The organism is Faecalicatena orotica (genome assembly GCF_905197545.1).
Lineage (GTDB): Bacteria > Bacillota > Clostridia > Lachnospirales > Lachnospiraceae > Faecalicatena_A > Faecalicatena_A orotica.
Genome location: NZ_CAJJZH010000007.1, coordinates 118,348 through 143,063, shown reverse-complemented (window position 1 = coordinate 143,063; position 24,716 = coordinate 118,348). Strand labels below are relative to the sequence as shown.

Here is a 24,716-nt window from a genome sequence, read left to right as displayed (position 1 = left end):
TTTATACTTCTTTTTTCCATTTCCCGCCCAGATACCTTGCAAGGCACAGAATCAGACCCGTGCTCCAGGAAACCGGAAGCCCCCACCAGACAGAAGCCATCCCGAGATTCGTATACTTCAGCATAAGATAGGAAGATGCGACTCTTACAACAAGTGCAATAACCGTCGCCGTCATAGAATATAATGCATCCCCCGCGCCGCGCAGTGCACCGCTCAGATTGTTATAAAATGCATTGATCAGGTAGAACAGCGCAATCGCCCCAAGGTACCCCACACCGAATTCAATTACAACCGGGTTTACATCCCCCTTAAGGAATATGCCAATTAACTGGTATCTGAAAATGAAAATCAGAATTCCAATGCCTCCGCAGACCACCAGAGCCAGTCCGAACCCCGCATGAACGCCCTGTCTGGCCCGTTTTTCATTCCCGGCGCCTATGTTCTGGGCCACATATGTAGACAGAGCAGATCCCAGATCAAACATCGGCATCATGGCAAGCGACTCCACCTTTCCTGCCGCCGCATAACCGGCCATTGCCGCCGTTCCGAAAAGATTGACCATCCCCTGCACGCACATCACGCTGACAGAAACCGATACCTGCTGAAACATAGCTGGCACACCCAGTCCCATAATCCTCCTGAGCATTTCACCGTCAAACACGCGCTCCTCCTTAGACATCCGCAGTATTTCAGCCTTCTTCCTAATATACAGAACACACAGAAGCGCCGATATCCCCTGAGACATGATAGTCGCAACTGCCACACCGGCAACTCCCATATGAAACACAATTACAAACAGCAGGTCCAGGATGATGTTTAATATAGATGCAATCATCAAAAAATAAAGCGGAGTCCTTGAGTCTCCAATTGATCGGAAAATTGCCGTGCATACGTTATAGGCAAACGTCAGTACAAGTCCCCCGAATACAATCCGCAGATACAGAGTACTTCCCTGCATAATTGCATCCGGAGTTCCTATCAGACGAAGCAGGGGAACTGCCAGAGCCTGGCTCACCCCTGTCAGAACCACGGCAAGCACACCCATCCCGACAATCATCGTATAAAGAGCCTTATGAAAATCCCCGATCTGTCTGGCACCGAATAACTGTGACAAAAGCACTGAAGCACCGATGGTAAGCCCGATCATAACCGCATTCAAAATAAAAGTAACAGGAAAAGACCCGCCCACGGCTGCCAGAGCGTCCGCCCCTACAAAACGGCCGACCACGACCGAATCCACAATATTGTAAAACTGCTGAAAAACATCCCCCAACAGCATCGGCAGTGCAAATCCTCCGATAATACGGGCCGGTTTTCCAACCGTCATATCCTTCATATAAAAACCTCCCTTATTCTTACGGAAAAGAAAAAAGCAGGAAAAATACCGGCCTGCGCCTTTATTTTTCTTGCTTTTTCTTATGGGTAATCTTTGCAGACATGGGCTTTCCCCCGTACAAAGACCATTCCCTATCAGTTTAATCTTCTACTTCGATTTCATCCCAGTTTTCAAACGGCTGTACCCACTGTTCCGGATCGGTATACGGAATGATAGGCAGGAGCAGATATGACGGATGGTTATTGTCTCTGTATATCTTATAAGCAGTCGTAGTATTCGTAGGAATTACATTCATGTTGCCGACTTTTCCTGTCCAGCTTTCTGTATGGCACTCATTCGGGCACTGGCTTGTGATTTCCAGTTCAATCCAGTGGCCTGCCGGAATAACCATAGCAGTCGGGCTCATCTCGATTACATACTCACGAACCTCTCCCGGTGTAACAGGAATAGATACGCTGTTGTCATGTACCGGTGATCCGATCGTTGATTTTTCTTCATTCAGCGGATGAGAAGCTCTCAGCGCGCCATAACGCAGCAGCGGCATTCTTGTACCATCTGGCAGTACATCAAACAGGCTGCAGACAAAGTTTGCATCCTCTGCATCAATGGAAGCCCAGAGATGTAACTCGATTGGTCCGGTAATCTCCTTAGCCTGTGCAAATCTGGATGATTTGTACACAATCTTGTTCACTTCTGTAGAAATTGAAGGCGGCAGATGTGTAAATCCATCCGGTGGAAGATCCTTATCCGGTTCTTTGTCCCAGCGCAGGCGGTTGAAGGAACGTAAGTAAAGTTTCTGCCATTCCGTTCTTGCCAGCGGCCATTCGTTTTCATAGCGTGTGCCCGAGTTGATTACACAGAACTTATACGGAGGTTCATCCATGATTCCTGTGTCAACTCCCTTGAGCCAGTGATCATACCATCTTAAGCATTCTTCGTTCAATGCACGGTATGGAAGTTCCAGTCCGTCATATCCTTCAAGGACGCCAAGGCGCTTCGGAGCCTGGAGACGGTCGTCATTCATAGCAGCGAAGATCGGGGAACTCCATCTTCCAAGTGGTGACCATGCACAGTGCAGGTATACCGGTGTCTTTACCTTGTCATACATCTGGTTAGCTGAACGTTGCTGCCAGTATTCGTCATCCAGCGGATGAAGCAGGTAATCCAGATAGAACGTATGATAAGTCGGCGGCCATGTTGTCAGAATCTTTGTAAAGTATGAGTTTACCGCGATGTCAGGATCCTGCAGGCGCTCTTTCATCATTTCTTTTACTTTTTCTTCACCATACATCTTTACAGACCACGGCATCGGATTATTGGATGGGCACAGTTCCCAGTAAATGCTCATATAGGTAGACGGTACACCGCCGTAATATCCATGCTGATAGTAATCATCAACAAATGAGCAAGGCATAATACATTTCAGGTGAGGAGGCTGCTGTGCTGCTGCAAGGATCTGGCAGATTCCGAAGTAAGAATATCCAACCATACCTACATTACTGTCGCACCATTCCTGCTCTGCTGCCCATTCAATCATATCATAGATATCCAGGTGCTCCTGCGGATTATAAACGCCGTAGAATACGCCCTCGCTCTTGCCGATCCCCCTCGGGTCCGGAATGATAAATGCGTAGCCCCTCTGTACAAAATACTCAATATCGCCTGCTTCCAGACTGTGGTCAAATAAAAGGGATTCCGGCGGAATCGCTCCTCTCTTGATGCCCTGCATTTCTTTGCTGTAAGCAGACCAGCTTACCAGTGACGGGACCGGACCTGCTCCCTTCGGAAGATAAACATCTACGCAGAGGCGTACACCGTCTCTTAATGTCATCCAAACATCCTCATGCAGTTCCACTTCGTACTTAGGTCTTGACAATTTGTCCAAATTCTTTACATAGCGTTTGTCCCAGTAATTTGGCAGTACATCAATTCCAAGAACCTCTGTTATTCTTTTCTTCATAGTTTATCGTACCTCCTTTTCATGTACTAATCATAACAAAAAATGGTGTGTACAGTTGTCATGTACACACCATTTTTTAAATTTTTAGTGTCATCTCACGAGACAATTATGACACATTTTTCCGATTTTTCTGAATTCCCACTCATGATCACCTTACGGGCATTCCTTCCCGATATTATATGATCCAGAAAATTATTTTGCTGCTTTGCTGTCCAGATTAGCTTTTGCTGACTTCTCCATCTCGAACCAAGGCTCATAAGGTTCTTTCATCTTGCTGAAGATATCGTATCCCTTCTTATCCAGAACATATTTACGTCTGATAATTGTGTAAACAATTGCACAGCCATAGAATACGAGCATCGTTATCCAGTTCTTAGGCTTCATCTCAGCAATTACATAGCTTCCGAGAACTACACACATTACACCGGCAACCGTTGTAAGGATACAGTTCAGGACATGTGGTGTCTTGATATAAGCGTTCTTGTATGCATTCGGGAATTTTCTCGGCAGCATAAAGATACTCAAGAATGTAATTGGAAGCAGTAACAGTCCCGGAATTGTTGTAATCTTTACAACATCATCCAGATTGAATCCTGATAAGATTGCCACGATAGCGATCACAGAGTTAACCCAAAGGGAAACTGCCGGTGCGCCGTGTTTGTTGGACTCACAGATCTTACTCGGGAACAGTCCGTCTCTGGCTGCCGCAAAGTTAATTCTGGAGAACATCATCATTGCAGAGTTAATACTTGTTACAACCGCAAGGAGTGCACCGCCTGCCACGAAGAACATCAGCATTGCCGGTCCCATAAACTTTCCTGCAACTGTTGCAAGGTTGTCAATCTCATAGAAGTTCGGCATAACACCTACTGTTACATATGCTACTGCTGCATAAATAACAGCTGTTGCGAGTGTGCTGACAAGATATGCGATCGGAACGTTCTTGCCTGGATCCTCGATCTCTTCTGCTGAGTAGTACAGTACGTTTGCACCGATAAGACTTCCGTGCATGATTCCCATTGCTGCCCAGAGTGCTCCAAGCTGGAATGTTGTGGAAATAACTTCACTGAAGGATACCACTGTTGCTCCCCATCCACCGAAAATATAAACGCCCAGTGCTACCAGAAGGACACCAACACAGATATTCTGTACTGTGGATGAGAACTTGATTCCAAAGCAGGAAATAATGGTAAAGATTACTACGCAGACCGCTGCTGCAATTCTGTCCGGGCATGCCGGAACCAGCATACAAAAGTATGTAGAAAACGTCAAAGCCATCGTAGCGATCTTCATTACACCTACCACCAGCTCATTAAACGCATCCCATGCTCCCATAATCGGATGTACCAGCCTGGTCAGGTACATGTAGGAACCTCCGTTGGCAGGTAATGCTGATACAAGTAACATCTCAGGGATACTGCGTAAGAATACGAACAGCGCCGCACAGATGAAACCAACAACAATTCCATTACCGCCGATTATCTTGATAGCGATTGGTGTTGTAGCAAAAACACTGGCACCTATAATACTTCCGACACCCATCAAGATACAAGACAACAAACCCATTTTCTGTTTTTTCATCTACTTACCTCTTTTCTTTCTGTTATTTTTAGTTTACTATACCCAATTTCTGAATCCAAAAGTGTCAGGTATGTGACATTTAACCGATTTTGAGTTATTTCTTTTCTTTTTTTGTGCAATATGTTAAAATCTCATTAACACATAGTAAAAGAAAGGACTGTTGCTAAAATGGACAAAACTACCAGACTCCAAGACCTAAGCAAAGAAGAACAGGCTATTTTCCAGGCATTAAAGGCTACCGAACTATTAGAAAAGCTGCCTGTAAAGCAACTCATTGAACTTTCAACGCACTGCCGTCTTCTCCACAAGAAAAAAGGTGCAACAATATACAGAAAAGATGAGTCATCTAATCACTTATACATTATCAAATCCGGCTACATAATGGAATCCGTATTTTACGGAACCAGTGCTGACATTATCGTAAAAGTCAGGAGCGACGGTGAATATTTCGGGGAGATGGGCATGCTCACCAACGAGCCTTACCCGAATACAGCCCTCACCCTGGAGGACTGCCAGCTTATCTCAATCCCCAAGAACTACTTTCTGGAGACTGTCTGGAGCAATACCTGTGTCTGCAAGGTTATCATTTTTGAGCTCATAGACCGTCTGCTAAACTCGGCACAGCACATGGTGAATGCCATGTATCTGGATGCCCCGGGCCGTTTAGCCTCCACAATCGTTAACCTGACAACCAACAGCAAGCAAAAGAGCATGAACATCCGGATCACGCAGAGCGCCCTCGCATTTTCTTCCGGCATGGCCCGCCAGACCGCAGCAAAGATCCTGAGCGACTGGCGCAAGGAAGGAATCATCTCCACCGAGAGGGGCAAGCTTTCTGTTCTCGATTTTAACAAACTCCTTGACATCATCCTTAACAGTGAGATAGGAGATTAGTCAAAAAACTGTACTTATCTGCCGCTTCAGCAAATTTGAGGGGGCAGATTTTCATTTTGTCAGAAATTTTACCTTGTGTCACTTTATAGACAGACAGAACTTTTTTTATTGATTATACTTAGCCTATCAAAAACGTAGGAGGTACGATTTATGAACCAAGAAGAATTTTGCGAAGTAACAGGTTTGGAGAAGGTACCGGTTTATTGGGACAGACGATATACAAAAAACCTCGACAAACTTTCAAAACCTATTTACACAGTTAAACTTGAAGAAGACGTGGAAGTTATTTTAAGAGACGGTACCAAGACTTATGTCGATGTTTACCATCCGGCAGAATTAGAGTCAGCTCCTTCCCTGATAGCTTATTCAGCTTACGGAAAGAAAATGCAGAGAATGCGCCACGGAGCACTTCCGGGAGCTTCCAACTATTTTGACCACAGCCTCGAAGCCGGAGACATTGACTTCTTCGTAGAAAGAGGATATACATTTATCATTCCTGACGGACGCGGAATCGGAAGAAGTGAGGGCGAATACCTCGGCGTTTACAATCCTCAGGAGCAGGAAGATGTTTATGATTATGTAGAGTGGGCAGGAATCGACTGTCCGTGGAGCACAGAAAAGGTTGCACTGCTCGGATATTCTTATTTCGGAATCATCCAGTCACTTGTTGCAGCCCTCCAGCCGCCCCACCTCGTATGTATCATGCCTCTGAGCTATACAGACGACTATTACCAGCATGGATATTACGGTGGTGTTGCAGATACATACATGAATATGTACTGGGAACTCTGCCCGTCCAATAACCCGACCACATGGACAAGCAAAATGATGTCCGAGGACGAGATGAAAGACCTGATCGAAGAAGTACAGAAAGACCCGGATATCGGTATGAACACCTATTTCAACAAGATGTTCAATGTATGGCCGCCGAAATACCATACTTTCTATCTTGATTACCTGCTTCATCCACAGGAGGATGATTTCTGGCGTCCACGTTCCATGAAATACAAATACGACCAGATCAAAGTACCTGTATACTTCAAGTGCGGATGGGCTCCTCAGGGCCGCTGGTCAGCACCTGTGTTTAACGCAATGAATTCAAAGGAACTGAACGTTTACAAACGCTGTGGTGTTATGGAAGGCTACAACGGAATGGAACTCCCATACCGCTTCATGAACGAAGAAATGCTTCGCTGGTATGATTACTGGATGAAGGGTGTCGACACAGGTATCGTTGACGAGCCACCGATGAAGCTGAACATCTTAGGCGCTGGTTATCGTTATGAGAATGAATACCCGCTGGAAAGAACACATTGGAAGAAACTATACCTCCATACATTTGGCAACCTCCGCTGGGAGCCTGTTGTAGAAGGTAATCTGGCACCTGACAGCTTCACACACCGTCCTCCGTTCATTACAACAGAGGTTGAAAAGCTGACATACCGCACAGACCGCTTCAGCCGTCCGACCGAGTTCACAGGACCGATTGAACTGCACCTGTGGGCTTCTATCGACAGCGATAATGCAAACTTTATCACAAAAGTATGGCAGATTACAGCCGGCGGAACAAGAATGCCTGTTTCCCGTACAGGATCTTTAAAGGCCTGCTATCCTCTTGACGAAGAAAAGAGCGAAATTGGACGTCCGGTACACGATTATACAAAGAAAGTACCTGTTGTTCCGGGAGAAATCAAAGAATACGTCATTGAGATTAACCCAATCGGTATGGTATTTGCACCTGGCACCGCTATCGAACTTGAGATCAAAGCGATGGATAACTTCGAGCCTCAGAGCGGGGCTTGGCAGGCAAAGATGGACCACCTTGGACCGATCCCGAGCGTTAAGACAATCAACTATAAGATTTACAGAGATAAGGATCATCCTTCATACATCCTTATGCCTTATATTCCTTCAACACCACCGGAACTGTGGCTTCAGCCTATATGTGATGACGATATCGTTATCGGCGGAAGCGGAAAAGGCAACACACATTAATCCCTTACCTTATAATTCCTTCTTTCAAACGAAAATGCCCCCTGACTGCCATCAGGGGGTATTTTCATTTATAACATATTATGCTTTATTAAACTTCAAAAATAAGGTCACCGTATGAAGGCATTGGCCATACGTCTTTATCCACAATCATTTCCAGTTTGTCTACTGGAGCACGTAAGCTCTCCATAGCCGGAACTACATCGGTATAATAGTAATTTGCCTGAACAGCGCCTTCTTCTTTGGCTGCCGCTTCTTCCGTCACCTGAATCAGGACATTCAGTGCATTCCTGGTCTCTACCAGAAGGGCAGAAACTTCTGCAAGCAGTTCTGACTGGACAGATGCATCGGCGCCTGCTGTTTTAACTGAGATAACTGTATCCGCAAGAGTCTTTGTATAGCCCATGATTGCAGGAATAATCTGCTTGCTCGTCATATCGATCATGGTACGTGCCTCAATATTGATTGCTTTTGCATAAGACTCATACTGAATCTCTGCACGTGACTCCAGCTCCGCCTTTGTAAATACATTAAATCTTTCAAACAGATTAACGGCTTTTTCTGTCGTCATAGCAGGGATGGCTTCCACCATTGAGCGGATATTCGGAAGGCCTCTTCTTGCCGCTTCCTCAACCCACGCCTCTGAATATCCGTCGCCGTTGAATACGATTCTCTGGTTTTCTATCGCATATTCCTTGATCAGGTCGTGTACCGCCTTATCAAAATCATCCGCTTTTTCCAGAATATTACATACATCTGCAAATGCTTCCGCAACAATCGTATTCAGTACAACATTCGGAGCCGCAACAGAATCACGGGAACCAACCATACGGAATTCGAATTTATTACCGGTAAATGCAAATGGTGAAGTTCTGTTTCTGTCTGTTGCATCTTTTGCCAGGTCAGGAAGTGTCTTAACACCAGTCTCAAGCGTTCCGCCCTTCAGGCTGTGTGTAGCCTCTCCTGTGCTGATTAACTGTTCCAGCACATCCTCGAGCTGTTCTCCTAAGAATACAGAAATAATCGCCGGCGGTGCTTCATTTGCCCCCAGCCTGTGGTCATTACCGGGATCTGCAGCAGACTCACGGAGCAGGTCCGCATGCTTGTTCACGGCCTTCAGGATACAAGTCAGAACGAGCAGGAACTGTGTATTCTCATGAGGTGTTTTGCCTGGCTCGAGCATGTTAATCCCATCGTCTGTTGTCAGTGACCAGTTGTTGTGCTTACCGGAACCATTCACACCTGCGAACGGTTTCTCGTGGAGAAGACACTTCATCCCATGCTGGCTTGCAACCCTTTTTAATGTCTGCATAATCAACTGATTGTGGTCGACCGCGATATTCGCCTCAGCATAGATCGGTGCCAGCTCATGCTGTGCCGGTGCCACCTCATTATGCTGCGTCTTAGAGGAAACCCCGACTTTCCACAGCTCTTCATTGACATCTTTCATGAAAGATGCGATTCTCTGGCGGATCGTTCCGAAGTAGTGGTCATCCAGCTCCTGCCCCTTTGGAGGCATTGCACCAAATAATGTACGCCCTGTATAGATCAGGTCTTTTCTTTGTTTAAACTTTTCCGCATCCACTAAAAAGTATTCCTGTTCCGGTCCTACAGACGGAGTAACCTTTTTAGAGGTTGTATTTCCAAACAGACGCAGAAGTCTCAATGACTGCGCCCCTACCGCCTCCATAGATCTCAAAAGCGGCGTCTTCTGATCAAGTGCTTCTCCCTTATATGAGCAAAAAGCTGTCGGTATACAGAGTGTGGCTCCGGCTGCGTCTTTTCTGACAAACGCCGGTGATGTACAGTCCCATGCAGTATAGCCTCTGGCCTCGAATGTAGCACGAAGACCTCCTGACGGGAATGAGGATGCATCAGGCTCCCCCTTGATCAGCTCTTTACCTGAAAAGCTCATCAGCACCTTACCGCTCGGAAGCGGGGCTGAAATGAAAGAGTCATGCTTTTCTGCTGTTACACCTGTCAGAGGCTGGAACCAGTGCGTATAATGTGTCGCGCCTTTTTCAATCGCCCACTCCTTCATCTCATGGGCTATGACATCAGCCGTCTCTAAATCCAGTTCCTTACCTTCCTCAATTGTTTTCTTCAGGTTTTTGTAGATCTTTTTCGGCAAACGTTCCTGCATCACAGTTTCATTAAACACGTTTTCCCCAAAAATATCTGCAACATTAACAAGTTCAGTATTCATACTTCCTTCCTTTCTTTTGCCTTTCATAAGACAAAAAAAGGCACTCCAAGCTGACTTGGAACGCCTTTGTTCGTTTCTACGTTTGTCAGTATACCTCAATCGTCTAAAAAAGGCAAGCAAAATTTAAAATTAATTTATTCAGCTTTTCCTACTGATCCGAATAATTCCATCTTTTCCTTAACTGTTGCAACGATTGCATCAGCGCCTGGTTTCAGTAATTTACGCGGGTCAAAGCCTTTTCCTTCCAGATCTTTTCCAGCTTCAATATATTTACGTGTAGCAGCTGCAAATGATAACTGGCATTCAGTATTAACATTGATCTTAGCAACGCCTAAATCAATTGCCTTTTTGATCATATCTTCCGGAATACCTGTACCACCGTGAAGTACTAAAGGCATGTCTCCTGTAAGCTTCTGGATTGCATCCAGAGTCTCGAAGCTTAAGCCTTCCCAGTTCTCAGGATATTTTCCGTGGATATTGCCGATTCCTGCTGCGAGGAAATCAATCCCGAGGTCTGCGATCATCTTGCACTCTGCAGGATCAGCACACTCGCCTTTGCCGATTACGCCGTCTTCCTCACCGCCGATTGATCCAACTTCTGCCTCCAGTGACATTCCGTGCTCTTTTACAATACCTACAAGCTCTTTTGTCTTGGCAACATTCTCTTCGATCGGATAGTGGGAACCGTCAAACATGATAGAAGAAAAGCCTGCTTCCACACACTTTAAACATCCTTCATAGCTGCCGTGGTCCAGATGAAGCGCTACAGGAACAGTGATGTTCATCTCTTCCATCATACCGTTCACCATACCTACAACAGTCTTATATCCTGTCATATACTTTCCTGCACCTTCAGATACACCTAAGATGACCGGAGAGTTTAATTCCTGAGCAGCTGTTAAAACCGCTTTTGTCCACTCCAGGTTGTTGATGTTAAACTGTCCCACTGCATAATGGCCAGCCTTTGCCTTCTGAAGCATTTCCTTTGCTGATACTAACATATTCTCTTCCTCCACTTCTAACCCGGCGGATATGCCCCGCCCGGCATGTTTGTTATAAAATCTTATATCTGTACTGTACAGCTACAAAATCTTTTTCTTATTATAGCTTATTAACGTAAAAAAGACAATCCGCAATTGTTACAATTAATCTGGCATAATACAGCAGGAAATGAAAAACTATTCATATTTCCCACACTTAAAAGGGCCTGTATAGCATATACATACAGACCCTTTCCCTTATTTCCTGTTATTTTTCTACGATTACAGATTCATGGCAGTCTCATAAGCCGCCCAGATCGCATCCATCACATTTGTAGGCTGCTGCGCGTCACCGATCAGGTGTACGTGCTCCCCTTTGATCTTCTCATAGAGGGACTGGTTCGGGATATATCCGACCGATACAACAATATGGTCTGCCGGAATCTCGTGTTTTACCTTCAGTCCCTGAGGTCCTACCGCAAACATGCGTTTTGCCCTGTTGGCCGCATTCGGGTAGTTCTTCTCTGTTTCGATAACCGTTGCAATACCATCCTGATAACTCTCGACAACCGCATTTTTAATCACTTTTACTTTATAATAATCGAGAATCTCCATCAGCATATTATAGTTAGCCGCTGACAGACCGAACGCGTTCAGGATTGTCTCCGCCATCTCCACGATTGTGACTTTTTTACCTTCTCTTCCAAGCAGGTAGGCAATCTCACATCCTGTCAGGCCTCCGCCGACAATGATTACATTGTCGCCTTTGATATCTGTATTCCTCAGAGTATCAATCGCATATGTCACATTCTCTGCATCGAATCCGGGGGTATCCAGCCTTCGTTCCGCTGCACCTGTCGCCACAAAGATTTCATCATATCCTGCCGTCATTTTTTCTGTTACTTCTGTATTCATATGTACGTTGACCGGCAGGTCCGTCATTTGCTTCTTATACCATTTCAGCAGGTTCTTGTCGTCATCTTTAAAATCAGGCGTTGCAGCCGCAACGAATACTCCGCCGAGTTCCCCTGTCTTTTCATAGAGGTCCACGTCATGGCCGCGCAGTGCACAGACTCTTGCTGCTTCCATACCGCCTAAGCCTCCGCCGATGACAAGGACTTTTTTCCTGACATCCGCAGTTTTTAATTCATAACTCTTCTCACGTCCGCAGGCAGGGTTCACTGCACAGCTGATATCCTTCCCCTGGAAAATCCGTCCCAGACAGCCCTGATGGCAGGATATACACGGACGGACATCATCCAGCCTTCCCTCATAGAACTTATGTCCGAGCTCTGCATCGGCAAGCAGCGGGCGTCCCATTCCGAGAATATCCATTTTCCCTTCTGCAATTGCCTCCTCGGCAAGATCCGGGTCATCAAAACGGCCCGCACAGACCACAGGAATATTCACGGCCTTCTTAACCTCTGCGACATCCTTTAAATTGCATGCTTTAGGCATATATACCGGGGGATGCGGCCAGAACCAGGAATCATAGCTTCCATTGTCACAGTTCAGCATATCATATCCGAATTCTTCAAGTTTCTTCGCAACAGTGATCCCCTCTTCCAGATCCCTGCCCTTCTCCTCGAATTCCTCCCACGGAAGTGCACCGCGGTTAAAGTCTTTTACATAGCTTCTTACGCTGTAGCGGATAGAAACCGGAAAGTCTTTTCCACACTTCTCTTTGATCGCCTCTACGATCTCCCTCGGGAATCTCAGGCGGTTCTCAAGGCATCCGCCATATTCATCGGTACGCTTATTGTAGAACCCGATTGCAAACTGATCCAGCAGATAACCTTCATGGACGGCATGAATCTCAACACCGTCGCCCCCCGCCTGCTTTACAAGGTAAGATGCCTCTGCAAAGTTTTCTACATATTTATGGATTTCTTCCTTCGTAATCCCGCGGTTCTTCACTGTCGGGTCCCATACATTCTGAATCGGGGCCGGTGCGGGAAGTATCTTCCAGTCAGTTTCACTCTCCAGATGCGCCGCGCGTCCTGTCATCGCAGTCAGCTGGACAAACATCTTAGAACCATATTTATGGACTCCGTCCATCAGATACTTCATCTCTTCTACATATTCATCCGGGAAACATACAGGCGTACGCACCGGAATCGGGATAATCGGGACTACCCCTGAAATAATCAGCCCCGTTCCGCCCTTTGCACGCTCGATGTAATAATCCGCCCCATCTTTCGTATAGGCCGCGGTCTTCTGATTCATAAGGCGCGGTGAGAAAACTCCCATCGGCATCATGGCGATACGGTTCGGCAGTTCAACACCTCCTACCTTAATCGGGGAAAATAAATGTTCATACTTTGTAGACATAGGCATCTCCTTCCATCCTCTTGGATTGCTCAGTTTTACGAGCAATTTTTGATCCGTTTATTGTTCTGTTAAAATAATAACACTTCTCCCCTATAAAATCTATTGACACAGAATACAATTCGGCGAATGTTATTTTGTGAAATATGTCCAATTCTGATTTGCTGTATTGTCAAAAACAGAATCTGCATGTTATCCTAGTGTATATAAAGCAGGTCCGCCCGTTACCGCCCCCTTGCGGGGCGTTCACAGTAACGTCCGCTTTGCCGTATATAAGGGGGAATATTATGAAACCACAGACAAACCGTCAGAAACAGGCTCTGGCAACCAAACAGAAAATCTTTTCCTGTGCCTTGTCTTTATTCGCACAGAAGTCATACGAGAGTATAACAGTTCAGGATATCTGTAATGAGGCAGAGGTATCTGTAGGTGCTTTCTATCATCATTTTCAGAGCAAGGATAACATTCTGGATGAGGGGTACCGGCTCTTTGACCAGCAGTCTGAAGAAGCCTGGAATCAGGGACACCCCGATGAACCGCTTGAAGCTATCCGGTTCCTTATAATGGAGCAGGCCCATTCAATGGAAAATATGGGTGCGATGGCAGCGCTCCAATACTTCAAGCATCAGCTTTCCAGCAATGAAAAGTATATCCTGAACCCTGACCGCTTTTTCTATCAGACCATCCTGCATGCCGTTGAAGCAGAAACAGAGACAGGAACCCTTCACGGTGATTCTACTGCAATTACAGAGGATATCCTTGGAGTTTCAAGGGGATTAATCTATGACTGGTGCCTTCATGAGGGGAGCTATACACTTTCCGAACGGTCACAGAGGATTCTGGATATGATAATTAGTTATTATAAAGAATAAATAAAATATGCTTTGCGCTGTTATTACTCTTGTTGTAATGCTTACAAAACGCAAAAAATAGCGCCCCTGCTCTGGTAAAGTAAGGCGCTATCTTTATAACACTTATTTTCCGGCGGTCAGGTGTACGCTGACCAACGGTTCTCTTGTTAAGTATATTATAGCAAAGTATACAAAATTGTCAACAATAAACGAACTACCTAAGCGTTTCTCACATTGTCCGGGCAGATGTAATCAAACCTTGATGACACTATATATTAATTTTTATTTTTCGTTCGTCCAAGTAAGTAATCAACAGATACGTGATAATAATCTGCTAATTTTGCAAAGACTTCTACCGGAACATTTATTTTCCCTAATTCATACTTTGAATAAGTAGTTTGAGTTATATTGAGGTATTCTGCTAATTCAATCTGAGTTTTATCACTGTCTTCCCGCAAATTGCGGATATTTTCATAAACCATGAGAGTCCCCCCTTATCTTTTTATTATAAGAAAGTCTCATTGCGACTATCGGAAAATAGTCTTACCATGACTATAATGAAAGTGGACAAATTTAATCAAGTCTTTCGGGTTAGGACAAGAAGATTACTGTTTAGAGGGATTTTAAGACGTATAAAAGATTATCAGAATAGGGATGTTAGAGATACTTTCTCCTCTTCCCCTTGATATATAAGGATTCAGACAAAAAAATTATCCATAGAATATTCTATGGATAATTTTTCGTAGTGACTCCAAGGGGAATCGAACCCCTGATTCCAGCGTGAGAGGCTAGCGTCTTAACCGCTTGACCATGGAGCCATGTTTTATTTCGCTCTCACAAGCGAATTTTATTATACTATACCTTTTTTAATAATGCAAGTACTTTTTTCAACTTTTTTTGCCAACTTTTTTTGATAACTTTTTACGAAGGCTGCAGATTATACCCACATGGCACTCACCGCAGCCTTTTTTATATTATGGTTTCTGTGAAATTATATTACTCTTCTCCCTGAAACTCCTGGATTGCAGCTTCAATCCTGCCTTTTACGGACAATCTTTCAATTGCCTTTGGAGCTACCATAATCTTAAGCCCCTGCTTTCTGTTTTTTATCACGACTTCATCATGCTCTCCTCCGAATTCACCATCCAGCGTCCACGGGATTTCTTCCACGGATTCAAACTTGATGCTGCCTGTACGGAAGGAATACATATGTGCAGAGTCAATCTGCTTAATCACCAGAGATCCGATGATTTCGTTGAGCTCGATCGGATTCTTCGGTGTCTTAATCAGTGTCACCTCGAATTCTCCGTCATCGAATACGACATTTTTCCCGATGATTCCTTTGAAGCCTCCTACCGATCTTGAATTGGTCACCATTCCGAATACAAAATCATCCTCAAGTGTCTCCCCGTCATAGGTTACTTTTATATGATAAGATGGGATGTTGAAAATACGTTTGGTTCCTTCCAGCACATAAGCCAGATGTCCCAGTACGTTTTTCATACTCTGCTTTGTCTCGTAGGATACGTCTGTAAACAGGCCAAAAGCTGCAATATAGACAAAGAAATCGTCGTTGAAGATTCCGACATCACACGGAAAAGGGACTCCATTTGCCGCTGTGTCAGCCGCTTCCAGCATGTCTTTAGAGATATGGAGGCTGTTGGCAAAGTCATTCGTCGTTCCTGCTGGTATGTAGCCGATTGGAACCTGTTTCTCCCTTTGGGCCATTCCTGTCACAACTTCATCCAGAGTCCCGTCCCCGCCGCTACATACGACAATATCATAATCATCCGTATAGGAAATCGTCTTGCTCAGTGCATCGTGATACCGCTGTGTGGGATAAACCGTCACTTCATAGCCGCCCTTTACGAAAATATCCAGCACCTCTGACAGCTTTGGCTTCAGCAGGCCGGTCCCTGCATTCGGATTATAAATAAAAAGCATTTTCTTCATAGCTTACTTCCTCCGTCTAATATCACTTAAACTTCATTTTCATGTACTCATTATAAAAGAGGCTGTACAAAAGCACAACCTCTTTCTTGTTCTTTATTATATTATAAACCTGGCCGGATTATTTCGAATCTTCTGAAAAAAAAGATTTAATTCCTTCTGCAGCCTTCACTTCATCTTCGCCCTCTGTTACTACTGTGAAAGTCTCACCTTCCTTGAGTGTCAGACTCATCATTCCCATAATACTTTTTGCATTTATCTGTTTTTCGTCAATATGGATATATACTTTGCTTGCATACTGGCTTGCCTCCTGTACCAACAAAGCAATAGGTCTACCGTCAAGACCCTGTTCCTGCTTAACAACAACCGGTGTTTCAATCATAATAATCCTCCTTGTTTTGCCTAACCTTTTCTGCCATCTCACCTAACTTGCGAAGCCTGTGGTTCACTCCAGACTTACCGACCGGCGGTGATAAGAGTTCTCCTAACTCTTTCAGTGTCGCATCAGGATGAGAAAGGCGGACAAGCGCTATTTCTTCCAATCCTTCCGACAATTTTTCAAAACCTATTGTATCTCTCAGATATGTAATATCTTCTACCTGCTTAACTGCTGCAGATACGGTTTTGTTAATGTTGGCAGTTTCACAATTTACTTTACGATTTACGGTGTTGCGCATTTCTTTTAAGATACGGACATTCTCCAGTTCCATTAATGAAATGTGCGCCTCCATAATATTCAGGATATCCACTATCTGGGAACCTTCTTTCAGGTATACAACATAGGACCTCTTCCTCTGGACAATCTTGGCATCCATCGAAAATCCGCAAATCAGTTCTTGTATCTGGCGTGCCATTACCGGTGACGCACAGACAATTTCGAAATGATATGACTTGTTGGGGTCACTCATTGAACCTGCCGCTAAAAATACCCCTCTGATAAAAGAACGCCGGCAGCAGGTCTGCTGGACTACAAGCGGATTCACTATATGAACCTCTTCAAATCCTGCCTGATGTTCGTCTATCAGTTTCGTTGCCTGAAGGATACGAAGGGCGTCATTATGCCGTCTGACTACGACTGCATAGGAAACACTTTGCTTCGGAATATTCCTGCGGATAGAGATATCAGCTTCTATATTAAATGTTTTTTCGATTAATGTAAAGCACTTTCTTGCAACAGCAAGATTTTCCGAATGAATTTTTACACTGTAGCGGCCGCAGCTATTGATGACAATCGACCCGCACATGCTGATCAACGCGGCTAATTCAGCGATCTGGCAGTGCCTTGCAGTACTCCACTGTTTCGATAGTTCTTCCCTTACATTCCCTGAAAATGACATAATGCTCTCCTGTATTATTTTGCCTTTGTGATTGCATCTTTCCCGATATCCCGGTGTTCAATACGCACTCCATAACTGTCCTTCGGTTCCAGAAACTGGTGCAGGGCATTTGCAAGCGTGACTGACCGGTGCTTCCCACCAGTGCATCCGACAGCGATGACCAGCTGGTTCTTCCCCTCCAGTATATAATTGGGAATGAGGAAATCCATCATGTCTGTAAGCTTTGCAAGGAATTCCCTCGCTTTGTCATTATCCATGACATAATCCCTGACTTCCGGATCATTTCCCGTCTTCGGCTTTAAATCTTCTATATAGTAGGGATTCGGGAGAAAACGGACGTCAAATACAAGATCTGCATCCTGAGGTATTCCATATTTAAATCCAAACGACATAACTGTAATGTACAGGTTCTTGAAATCCTTCCCCTCTACGAAGATTTTCTCAAGCTCCAGCCTCAGCTCCCTTGTCAGCATCTTACTTGTATCAAGTATATACGTGGCCTGCATTTTTAAGAACGCAATCTTCTCTCTCTCTTTTGCAATCCCGCGGTCAATATGACCTTCCCCTCCCAGGGGATGCTGGCGCCTCGTTTCTTTATATCTCTTCACGAGAACGTCATCTCCGGCATCCAGAAAGAGAATCTCATAGTGTATCCCCATCTTGTCAATCAGAGCTAAGTTCTCTTCCAGTCCTCTAAATGCCTGACCGCCCCGGATGTCAATTCCCAGAGCGACATTTTCGATCTCCGTATCCGGGGTTGAAAGCATCTCTGCAAACTTCGGCATAAGCAAAATGGGCAGATTATCCACGCAGAAATATCCCATATCCTCCAGCATCTTCAAGGCAGTTGATTTTCCAGCGCCCGACATCCCCGTAACTACTACAAATCTCATCTTAGAATTCTCCTATCCTCTTCACTTCCGGTTCCAGCCTGACTCCCGCGTTTGCTTCCACCTTGTCTGCAACCTGTTCCATCAGAGAAACAATCTCGGCCGCAGTCGCACCGCCTTTGTTGATCACAAAGCCACAGTGTTTTTCCGAAACCTGTGCATTTCCTACCTGAAATCCCCTTAAGCCTGCATCCTCAATCAGCTTCCCTGCAAAAAAGCCCTCGGGACGCTTGAATGTGCTGCCCGCACTAGGGTATTCCAGTGGCTGTTTCGTTACACGCTTGTTTTTCAGTTCTTCCATATATGAACGGATTTCTTCTGCATCTCCCTTTTCAAGACGAATTACGGCCTCCAGAACTACATAGTTTTCCCGGGCAATAATACTGGTCCTGTAACCCAGTTCCAGTTCTTCCAGTGACAGGGTCTTAATCTCCCCATCCTGAGTCAGGACCACTGCACGTTCAATCACCTGTTTCATCTCGCCGCCATAGGCACCCGCATTCATCATTACGGCTCCCCCGAGTGTCCCCGGGATACCGGATGCGAATTCCAAGCCTTTCAGGCTGTGTTCCAACGCCTCTGCCGCAACCTTCGAAAGCAGCGCACCCGCCTGTGCATAAATCAGATTTCCCTCTGTCCGTATCTGATTCAGATTCTTATAGATCTGGATGACCACCCCCCTGTATCCTTTGTCTCCCACCAGAAGGTTACTTCCGTTTCCTAAGATATAATAAGGAACCCCCTCCTGTCTGCAGATTGCTATCGTGTCCCTTATCTCCCCTGTACTGCGGGGAACCACAAAATAATCCGAAGGGCCCCCGACACGGAATGTAGTATGCCTGCTCATAGGCTCATCTTTCAGAACCTGTTCTGCTCCAAGTAAGTCACATAACTTTTCATATAAAACCATAAACGTTCTCCAATTCTCTAATTTCCTAAACTTTGTATTGCAGCTATGCCGCGCTTCTTTACCCAAATCATACAACAAACCTTACCGTATTTCAACCTGTGACCCAAAAACAGCTGCCGCCGTGCAGTCCATTTTTCCCCTGTTTTCCCCCCGGACAGCCACGATAAAGTGCCTAATGCTTGCAAAATCTCCCTAAATGATGTATATTAATTTCGTGTACATGCTTTTGGCAACAGAGCAATTAAAGAAATAAAGGAGTGAACAGATAATTGGACTCGAGTGATGCCATACAATTTGTTATATTAATCGTATTATTACTACTGTCTGCATTTTTTTCATCAGCGGAGACAGCGCTGACTACCGTAAGCAAGATACGAATGCGTTCTCTTGCGGAAGACGGCAACAAGCGTGCAAAGGTTGTTTTAGATGTTACGGAGAATCATTCCCGTAAGATGCTGAGCGCCATCTTGATCGGCAACAACATTGTCAATATTTCCGCGTCTTCACTGGCCGCTACGCTGGCATACAGCTTCGGCGGATATATGGTGAGTATCGCAACTGCAACACTTACAGTTGCAATCCTTGTATTTGGAGAGATTACCCCGAAGAGTATAGCGACGCTGCATTCAGATAAGCTTTCTCTATCTTATATACGCGTGATACGGCCATTTATGACCATTATGACGCCTTTTATATTTATTATTAATCTATTCTCCCGTGGTATCCTGTTTTTATTCCGCATTGACCCCAATGCAAAGAATAACGCAATGACGGAGGATGAGCTCCGGACGATTGTGGATGTAAGCCACGAGGACGGTATCATCGAATCGGAAGAAAAAGAAATGATCTACAACGTGTTCGACTTAGGCGATGCACGCGCAAAGGATGTCATGGTGCCCCGTGTGCATGTGACATTCGCAGATGTGAACAGCACTTATAAAGAGCTGATCGACATTTTCAAGGAGGACAAGTTTACGCGTCTTCCCGTTTACGAAGATACAACAGATAATGTCATCGGTACCATTAACATGAAGGACCTGCTTCTGTTCGATAACAAGGAGCATTTCTGTGTACGTGACATTCTCAGGGAAGCATATTTCACCTATGAGTATAAGAACATTTCCGAACTCCTTGTGGAGATGAGGGATGCTTCCTTCAATATTGCAATCGTTCTGGACGAGTACGGTGAGACAGCCGGCCTGATCACACTGGAGGATATCCTGGAAGAGATCGTGGGCGAGATTCACGACGAATACGACGAGAACGAGGAAGAATTTGTAAAGCAGTTAAATGAATATGAATATATTATTGAAGGCTCCATGAGTCTGGACGATGTAAATGACCGTCTTGACTTAGAGCTGGAATCCGAGGATTATGATTCCCTCGGGGGATTTATTATCGAACATCTTGACCGTCTTCCTGAAGTTGGTGACGAAGTTACAAGTGAACATGGTATACGGCTCGTTGTAGAAACGCTGGATAAGAACCGTGTTGAAAGTGTACACGTCTATCTGCCTGAGAAGACAGAATCCGATGATGAAGAATCCGATGATGAAAATATGGAATCAGAATCAGGAGTTTCCACAGAAGCTTAAAAAATATAACAGTTCTCCCTGCATTTCCTTAATGGAATGCAGGGATTTTTTTATTTTCCAAAACATTCCGGTGGCGGGGTAACTTCTTTTGGATTCCAACATATTATAAAATAGAACAATGTGAAAGGAATTATACTTATGCCTTATTCAATCATGTTAGATGCCGGCCACGGGGGGCGTGATCCCGGTGCTGTATACAACGGGCGTCAGGAAAAGGATGATACGCTCCGCCTTGTACTGGCTATAGGGGAAATTCTTCAGAATAATGGAATCGACGTGCAGTACACCCGGACAACGGACGTATACCAGTCTCCATATGAAAAAGCAATGGAGGCCAATAATGCCGGTGTCGACTTTTTTATTTCCATACACCGCAATTCCTTCCCCACGGATAATGTCGTATCCGGGGTAGAGTCGCTTGTATATGACAAATCGGGAATTAAACTCGAAATGGCAGAAAACATCAATGAGCAGCTGGAATCTGTTGGTTTTGTAAATCTCGGCGTAAAAGCCCGTCCTAATCTGGTCGTACTCCGGCGCACCCGTATGCCAGCCGTGCTGGTAGAAGTCGGTTTTATCAATTCCAATACCGATAACCAGCTTTTTGATGACAATTTTAATGACATCGCTCAGGCTATCGCGGACGGAATCCTCGACACTCTGGAGATGGATCATGAGATCGACCCGCCCGGATACAGAGTACAGGTCGGTGCCTTCCGCAACCCTACTTACGCCAACAGACTGCTGAACGAACTATTGGAACAGGACTTTCCTGCTTCGATTATAGATTCAGACGGATTCTTCCGGGTGCAGGTTGGTAATTATGATACGCTCGATGACGCAACCGAAATGGAACAGCGGCTGAAACGGGCGGGGTATCCGACTGTGATTGTCAGCAGGTAAGAAGGTTTGGCGTCATGGACAGAATTAAAAATCCGGAGTTCAATATCAATTTCGAACTCCGGATTTTTTTATTCCTTAAATTCGCAACGGCATTTTGTTTTTTCTCTTTTTGTGGTAAACTGTTGTTACTCTGATATACCTTTATGAATCCTGTATATCAGGGAATGGAGGAAAGCTATGGAAAGTATGGAGCAGATAAGTACAGGCCTTAAGGGTGCTGATGAAGTCATTGATACCCTGCGCCCCGGAGATAATATCATCTGGCAGGTGGATTCTTTTGAAGCCTACTCATTTGTGGTGGAGCGTTTTGTGCAGCAGGCCGCTGCTGATCACAGACGTCTTGTTTATATTCATTTCGGCTGCCACGCGCCGCTGATAGATAAGGAAGCACTCCTTGAAAAGGGTGCTGATTTTGAAATGTTTACATTGGATGCCGGTATGGGATTTGAATCTTTTACAAGCAGTGTCTACCAGATTATCACTGCCGAAGGGAAGAACGCATTCTATGTATTCGATTGTCTGAGCGAATTGCAGGAATTCTGGTGCTCCGACCTCATGACGGGAAATTTCTTTCAGGTTACATGCCCTTACTTATTTGAGCGGGATGCTGTCACATATTTTGCACTTTACAGGAATGCCCATACGCAGGACACGATTGCCCGTATCCGGGAGGTCACACAGCTTCTTTTAAACTTATACTATATTGACAGCCGCTACTATCTGCATCCACTGAAGGTATGGAAACGTTATTCTCCTGTTATGTTCCTCCCTCATCTTCTGACGGAGGGCGGTTCGGAATGTATCACGGACAGTGCAAGCTCCGCGGAACTATTTTCCAGACTCCAGATCCATACTAAGAAGCTTGATTACTGGGATTTAAGTTTCGAGGAAGCGAAGCCATACTTAAGCGCATCTCTTGCTGAGCAGGCTTATGTAAAAGAAAACCTGCAGAATCTCCTGATCGGCAAGCGGTCACGCATAGCAGCACTAAGCAGAGAATTCTTTACACTGGAGGATTTGATCCAGATCGGGGGCCGGGAGATCGGGACAGGTTATATCGGCGGAAAATCTGTCGGCATGCTTCTGGCCCGCAAGATACTGGAAACGAAGAATCCAGATTTCTATAAGGAACATATGGAACGGCATGATTCCTATTATATAGGTTCTGACGTCTTTTATACTTATATCGTCCAGAATGGCGGCTGGAGGCTCCGCATGCAGCAAAAAACCGGTGAAGGATACTTTACTGCGGCAGCAGAGCTTCGGGAAATCCTGCTGAGCGGGCATTTCCCAACTACCATTAAAGAGCAGATCATGGTAATGCTGGAGTATTTCGGGCAGTCTCCTATTATCGTGCGGTCCAGTTCTCTTTTGGAAGATAATTTCGGGAATGCGTTTGCAGGAAAGTATGACAGCTTTTTCTGTCCGAACCAGGGAACCCCGGAGGAAAGGTACGATGCTTTTCTGGATGCCGTACGAAAGGTCTACGCCAGCACAATGAGCCGTGAAGCGCTGGAGTACCGTCAAAACCGAGGTCTGGCAGATAAGGATGAGCAGATGGCATTGCTCGTGCAGAGAGTTTCCGGTGATTACCACGGAAAGTATTTCTTCCCGCACTGTGCAGGTGTCGGAAATTCTTCCAACCTCTTTGTCTGGGATAAGAACACAGATCCGTCCAAGGGAATGCTGCGCCTTGTGTTCGGAATGGGAACACGGGCCGTGGACAGGGTCAATTCCGACTATCCGCGCATCGTTGCGCTGGACAAGCCGGAACGCCCGCCCCTGCTGGCCTACGGGGATGAAAGAAAGTTCTCACAGCATTATGTGGATGTAATTAATCTGGAGGAAAATGAATTCCAGACTATTCCGATTGAGTCGGTCAGGGGACTTCCGTTAAAGACGAATGTCAGGCTCTTTATGGAACCAGATTTTGAGCTTGCAAGACATTTCAGGGAAACCGGGCACCGGAACCGGAATGTCCCGGATATCGTCAGTTTTACACGGCTGCTGAGGCATACAGATTTTCCGAAAGCACTGGAAAATATTCTGGCAATTTTGTCTCACACCTATGATTACCCAGTGGACATTGAGTTTACCTGTAACTTCAATAAAGAGGAACACTACCGCATCAATCTTCTTCAATGCCGCCCGCTCCAGACGAAGGGGCTGGGCAGGAAGATTGACTTTCCTGAGAACGTAGACCGGGAACACGCTTACTTTTCTTCAAAAGGAAACTTTATGGGCGGAAATGTCCGGCTTCCGGTGCATTATTTCATCTTTGTAAGGATCAAGCCATACCTAAAGCTGACCGAGCCACAGAAGTACGCTATAGCGAACCAGATCGGAACACTGAATCATATATTAAAGGACAGACATGCCGTGCTCATCGGCCCTGGCCGCTGGGGTACAACAACGCCTGCCCTAGGAGTTCCTGTCCGGTTTACAGATCTCTGTAACATGAACGCCATTTGTGAGGTTTCCTATGAAAAACTCGGGCTCATGCCAGACCTCTCCTACGGAAGCCATTTCTTCCAGGATATCGTAGAGTCCAATATCTTCTATATTGCTTTGTTCCAGAATGAACGGGATGTATACTTTAATGAAGAGAAAATATTGAGACAGCCTAACCATCTGGAGACGCTGCTTGCCGGCAGTTCAGAAGAAGAGATCTATCCTGAAGAGATCTATCCTGATGTCATACACGTAACAGATATGAGGGATGAAAATATTGAAATCTATTCCGACATTGTAACACAGAGGCTTATATGCACCTGATTTAGAAGAGGCTTAAAAAAGAGACTGTATCACGCCATCAAAGGCGCAGATACAGTCTCCTCTTTATATGTTACTGTTCACAGGCACGCCTGTAAACAGTAACTCGCCTGCCCATTTAAAGTCGCCTTCGGCGAGAGGGCAGGCTTATTGGCTGTTTTACGTTACGGTTCCCAGCCTATCAGCGTAGTGATAGACTGGGGAGTAAACAGTAACCTTTATATAGCTTTC

The 24,716-nt window shown here is 45.3% G+C and carries 18 protein-coding genes and 1 tRNA gene; 6 read left to right on the top strand and 13 right to left on the bottom strand.

Going from position 1 to position 24,716, the window contains the following annotated elements; genetic code table 11:
- Position 1: 1 nt before the first annotated feature.
- From ABIN22_RS15485 to ABIN22_RS15475, 3 genes are all read right to left on the bottom strand, one after another.
- Positions 2-1,336 carry an MATE family efflux transporter gene (locus ABIN22_RS15485; RefSeq protein WP_346909778.1) on the bottom strand — a complete coding sequence of 445 codons (1,335 nt, stop codon included), beginning with the start codon at positions 1,334-1,336 and terminating at the stop codon, positions 2-4.
- A 139-nt stretch (positions 1,337-1,475) separates the two neighbouring features.
- Entirely contained in the window at positions 1,476-3,296 is a 1,821-nt protein-coding gene (locus tag ABIN22_RS15480) for a CocE/NonD family hydrolase (protein ID WP_109732609.1), read from the bottom strand.
- A 192-nt stretch (positions 3,297-3,488) separates the two neighbouring features.
- Positions 3,489-4,877 (bottom strand): APC family permease, encoded by a 1,389-nt coding sequence (locus ABIN22_RS15475; protein ID WP_118620178.1) that lies wholly within the window; start codon positions 4,875-4,877, stop codon positions 3,489-3,491.
- A 168-nt stretch (positions 4,878-5,045) separates the two neighbouring features.
- On the opposite strand from ABIN22_RS15475, the gene ABIN22_RS15470 reads away from it, so the two are divergent.
- Entirely contained in the window at positions 5,046-5,771 is a 726-nt protein-coding gene (locus ABIN22_RS15470; RefSeq protein WP_109732611.1) for a Crp/Fnr family transcriptional regulator, read from the top strand.
- 150 nt (positions 5,772-5,921) lie between these two features.
- Entirely contained in the window at positions 5,922-7,766 is a 1,845-nt protein-coding gene (locus ABIN22_RS15465) for a CocE/NonD family hydrolase (RefSeq protein WP_109732612.1), read from the top strand.
- An 88-nt stretch (positions 7,767-7,854) separates the two neighbouring features.
- On the opposite strand, the gene ABIN22_RS15460 is transcribed toward ABIN22_RS15465, so the two are convergent.
- The 3 genes from ABIN22_RS15460 to ABIN22_RS15450 form a co-directional block, all read right to left on the bottom strand.
- Positions 7,855-9,969, bottom strand: coding sequence for a glutamine synthetase III family protein (locus ABIN22_RS15460; RefSeq protein WP_109732753.1), 2,115 nt, complete (start codon positions 9,967-9,969; stop codon positions 7,855-7,857).
- 134 nt (positions 9,970-10,103) lie between these two features.
- Complete coding sequence (gene fba / locus ABIN22_RS15455) at positions 10,104-10,970, bottom strand: class II fructose-1,6-bisphosphate aldolase (protein ID WP_346909774.1); 867 nt, start codon at positions 10,968-10,970, stop codon at positions 10,104-10,106.
- A 261-nt stretch (positions 10,971-11,231) separates the two neighbouring features.
- Positions 11,232-13,280, bottom strand: a complete 2,049-nt coding sequence (locus tag ABIN22_RS15450) for an oxidoreductase (protein WP_346909772.1) — start codon at positions 13,278-13,280, stop codon at positions 11,232-11,234.
- 284 nt (positions 13,281-13,564) lie between these two features.
- Here ABIN22_RS15450 and ABIN22_RS15445 point away from each other — a divergent pair, with 284 nt between their 5' ends.
- The gene (locus ABIN22_RS15445) at positions 13,565-14,149 is read left to right on the top strand and encodes a TetR/AcrR family transcriptional regulator (RefSeq protein ID WP_181368776.1); all 585 of its coding nucleotides are present in this window, start codon (positions 13,565-13,567) and stop codon (positions 14,147-14,149) included.
- A gap of 254 nt (positions 14,150-14,403) precedes the next feature.
- Here the strand turns inward: ABIN22_RS15445 and ABIN22_RS15440 are convergent, their stop codons facing one another.
- The 7 genes from ABIN22_RS15440 to murB form a co-directional block, all read right to left on the bottom strand.
- Positions 14,404-14,610, bottom strand: a complete 207-nt coding sequence (locus tag ABIN22_RS15440) for a helix-turn-helix domain-containing protein (RefSeq protein WP_109732616.1) — start codon at positions 14,608-14,610, stop codon at positions 14,404-14,406.
- Between the two features lie 264 nt (positions 14,611-14,874).
- A tRNA-Glu gene (locus ABIN22_RS15435) sits at positions 14,875-14,946 on the bottom strand.
- A gap of 178 nt (positions 14,947-15,124) precedes the next feature.
- Positions 15,125-16,081, bottom strand: a complete 957-nt coding sequence (locus ABIN22_RS15430) for a diacylglycerol/lipid kinase family protein (RefSeq protein WP_346909769.1) — start codon at positions 16,079-16,081, stop codon at positions 15,125-15,127.
- A gap of 118 nt (positions 16,082-16,199) precedes the next feature.
- The gene (locus tag ABIN22_RS15425; RefSeq protein ID WP_109732618.1) at positions 16,200-16,460 is read right to left on the bottom strand and encodes an HPr family phosphocarrier protein; all 261 of its coding nucleotides are present in this window, start codon (positions 16,458-16,460) and stop codon (positions 16,200-16,202) included.
- Entirely contained in the window at positions 16,453-17,415 is a 963-nt protein-coding gene (whiA, locus tag ABIN22_RS15420; RefSeq protein ID WP_109732619.1) for a DNA-binding protein WhiA, read from the bottom strand. Before whiA ends, ABIN22_RS15425 begins: the two co-directional genes overlap by 8 nt.
- Before the next feature lie 14 nt (positions 17,416-17,429).
- Entirely contained in the window at positions 17,430-18,308 is an 879-nt protein-coding gene (rapZ, locus tag ABIN22_RS15415) for an RNase adapter RapZ (RefSeq protein ID WP_109732620.1), read from the bottom strand.
- A gap of 1 nt (position 18,309) precedes the next feature.
- Positions 18,310-19,215, bottom strand: a complete 906-nt coding sequence (gene murB, locus ABIN22_RS15410) for a UDP-N-acetylmuramate dehydrogenase (RefSeq protein ID WP_118620175.1) — start codon at positions 19,213-19,215, stop codon at positions 18,310-18,312.
- Positions 19,216-19,484: 269 nt separating this feature from the next.
- Between murB and ABIN22_RS15405 the strand changes: the two genes are divergently transcribed.
- The 3 genes from ABIN22_RS15405 (at position 19,485) to ABIN22_RS15395 (ending at position 24,488) form a co-directional block, all read left to right on the top strand.
- Positions 19,485-20,810 carry an HlyC/CorC family transporter gene (locus tag ABIN22_RS15405; RefSeq protein WP_346909766.1) on the top strand — a complete coding sequence of 442 codons (1,326 nt, stop codon included), beginning with the start codon at positions 19,485-19,487 and terminating at the stop codon, positions 20,808-20,810.
- A gap of 138 nt (positions 20,811-20,948) precedes the next feature.
- Positions 20,949-21,713: an N-acetylmuramoyl-L-alanine amidase gene (locus tag ABIN22_RS15400; protein ID WP_118620173.1), complete on the top strand. Its 765-nt coding sequence runs from the start codon at positions 20,949-20,951 to the stop codon at positions 21,711-21,713.
- A gap of 186 nt (positions 21,714-21,899) precedes the next feature.
- A complete protein-coding gene (locus tag ABIN22_RS15395; protein ID WP_346909764.1) occupies positions 21,900-24,488 on the top strand; it encodes a PEP/pyruvate-binding domain-containing protein in 2,589 nt (862 codons plus the stop codon).
- Positions 24,489-24,716 lie beyond the last annotated feature (228 nt).

Bases quoted from the DNA above. Each gene is read 5' to 3' on its own strand.
- whiA (WP_109732619.1), bottom strand. From the start codon at position 17,415: ATGTCATTTTCAGGGAATGTAAGGGAAGAACTATCGAAACAGTGGAGT.
- ABIN22_RS15470 (WP_109732611.1), top strand. From the start codon at position 5,046: ATGGACAAAACTACCAGACTCCAAGACCTAAGCAAAGAAGAACAGGCT.
- ABIN22_RS15480 (WP_109732609.1), bottom strand. From the start codon at position 3,296: ATGAAGAAAAGAATAACAGAGGTTCTTGGAATTGATGTACTGCCAAAT.
- rapZ (WP_109732620.1), bottom strand. From the start codon at position 18,308: ATGAGATTTGTAGTAGTTACGGGGATGTCGGGCGCTGGAAAATCAACT.
- ABIN22_RS15430 (WP_346909769.1), bottom strand. From the start codon at position 16,081: ATGAAGAAAATGCTTTTTATTTATAATCCGAATGCAGGGACCGGCCTG.
- fba (WP_346909774.1), bottom strand. From the start codon at position 10,970: ATGTTAGTATCAGCAAAGGAAATGCTTCAGAAGGCAAAGGCTGGCCAT.
- ABIN22_RS15475 (WP_118620178.1), bottom strand. From the start codon at position 4,877: ATGAAAAAACAGAAAATGGGTTTGTTGTCTTGTATCTTGATGGGTGTC.
- ABIN22_RS15485 (WP_346909778.1), bottom strand. From the start codon at position 1,336: ATGAAGGATATGACGGTTGGAAAACCGGCCCGTATTATCGGAGGATTT.
- murB (WP_118620175.1), bottom strand. From the start codon at position 19,215: ATGGTTTTATATGAAAAGTTATGTGACTTACTTGGAGCAGAACAGGTT.
- ABIN22_RS15445 (WP_181368776.1), top strand. From the start codon at position 13,565: ATGAAACCACAGACAAACCGTCAGAAACAGGCTCTGGCAACCAAACAG.
- ABIN22_RS15440 (WP_109732616.1), bottom strand. From the start codon at position 14,610: ATGGTTTATGAAAATATCCGCAATTTGCGGGAAGACAGTGATAAAACT.
- ABIN22_RS15400 (WP_118620173.1), top strand. From the start codon at position 20,949: ATGCCTTATTCAATCATGTTAGATGCCGGCCACGGGGGGCGTGATCCC.
- ABIN22_RS15450 (WP_346909772.1), bottom strand. From the start codon at position 13,280: ATGTCTACAAAGTATGAACATTTATTTTCCCCGATTAAGGTAGGAGGT.
- ABIN22_RS15395 (WP_346909764.1), top strand. From the start codon at position 21,900: ATGGAGCAGATAAGTACAGGCCTTAAGGGTGCTGATGAAGTCATTGAT.
- ABIN22_RS15465 (WP_109732612.1), top strand. From the start codon at position 5,922: ATGAACCAAGAAGAATTTTGCGAAGTAACAGGTTTGGAGAAGGTACCG.
- ABIN22_RS15425 (WP_109732618.1), bottom strand. From the start codon at position 16,460: ATGATTGAAACACCGGTTGTTGTTAAGCAGGAACAGGGTCTTGACGGT.
- ABIN22_RS15460 (WP_109732753.1), bottom strand. From the start codon at position 9,969: ATGAATACTGAACTTGTTAATGTTGCAGATATTTTTGGGGAAAACGTG.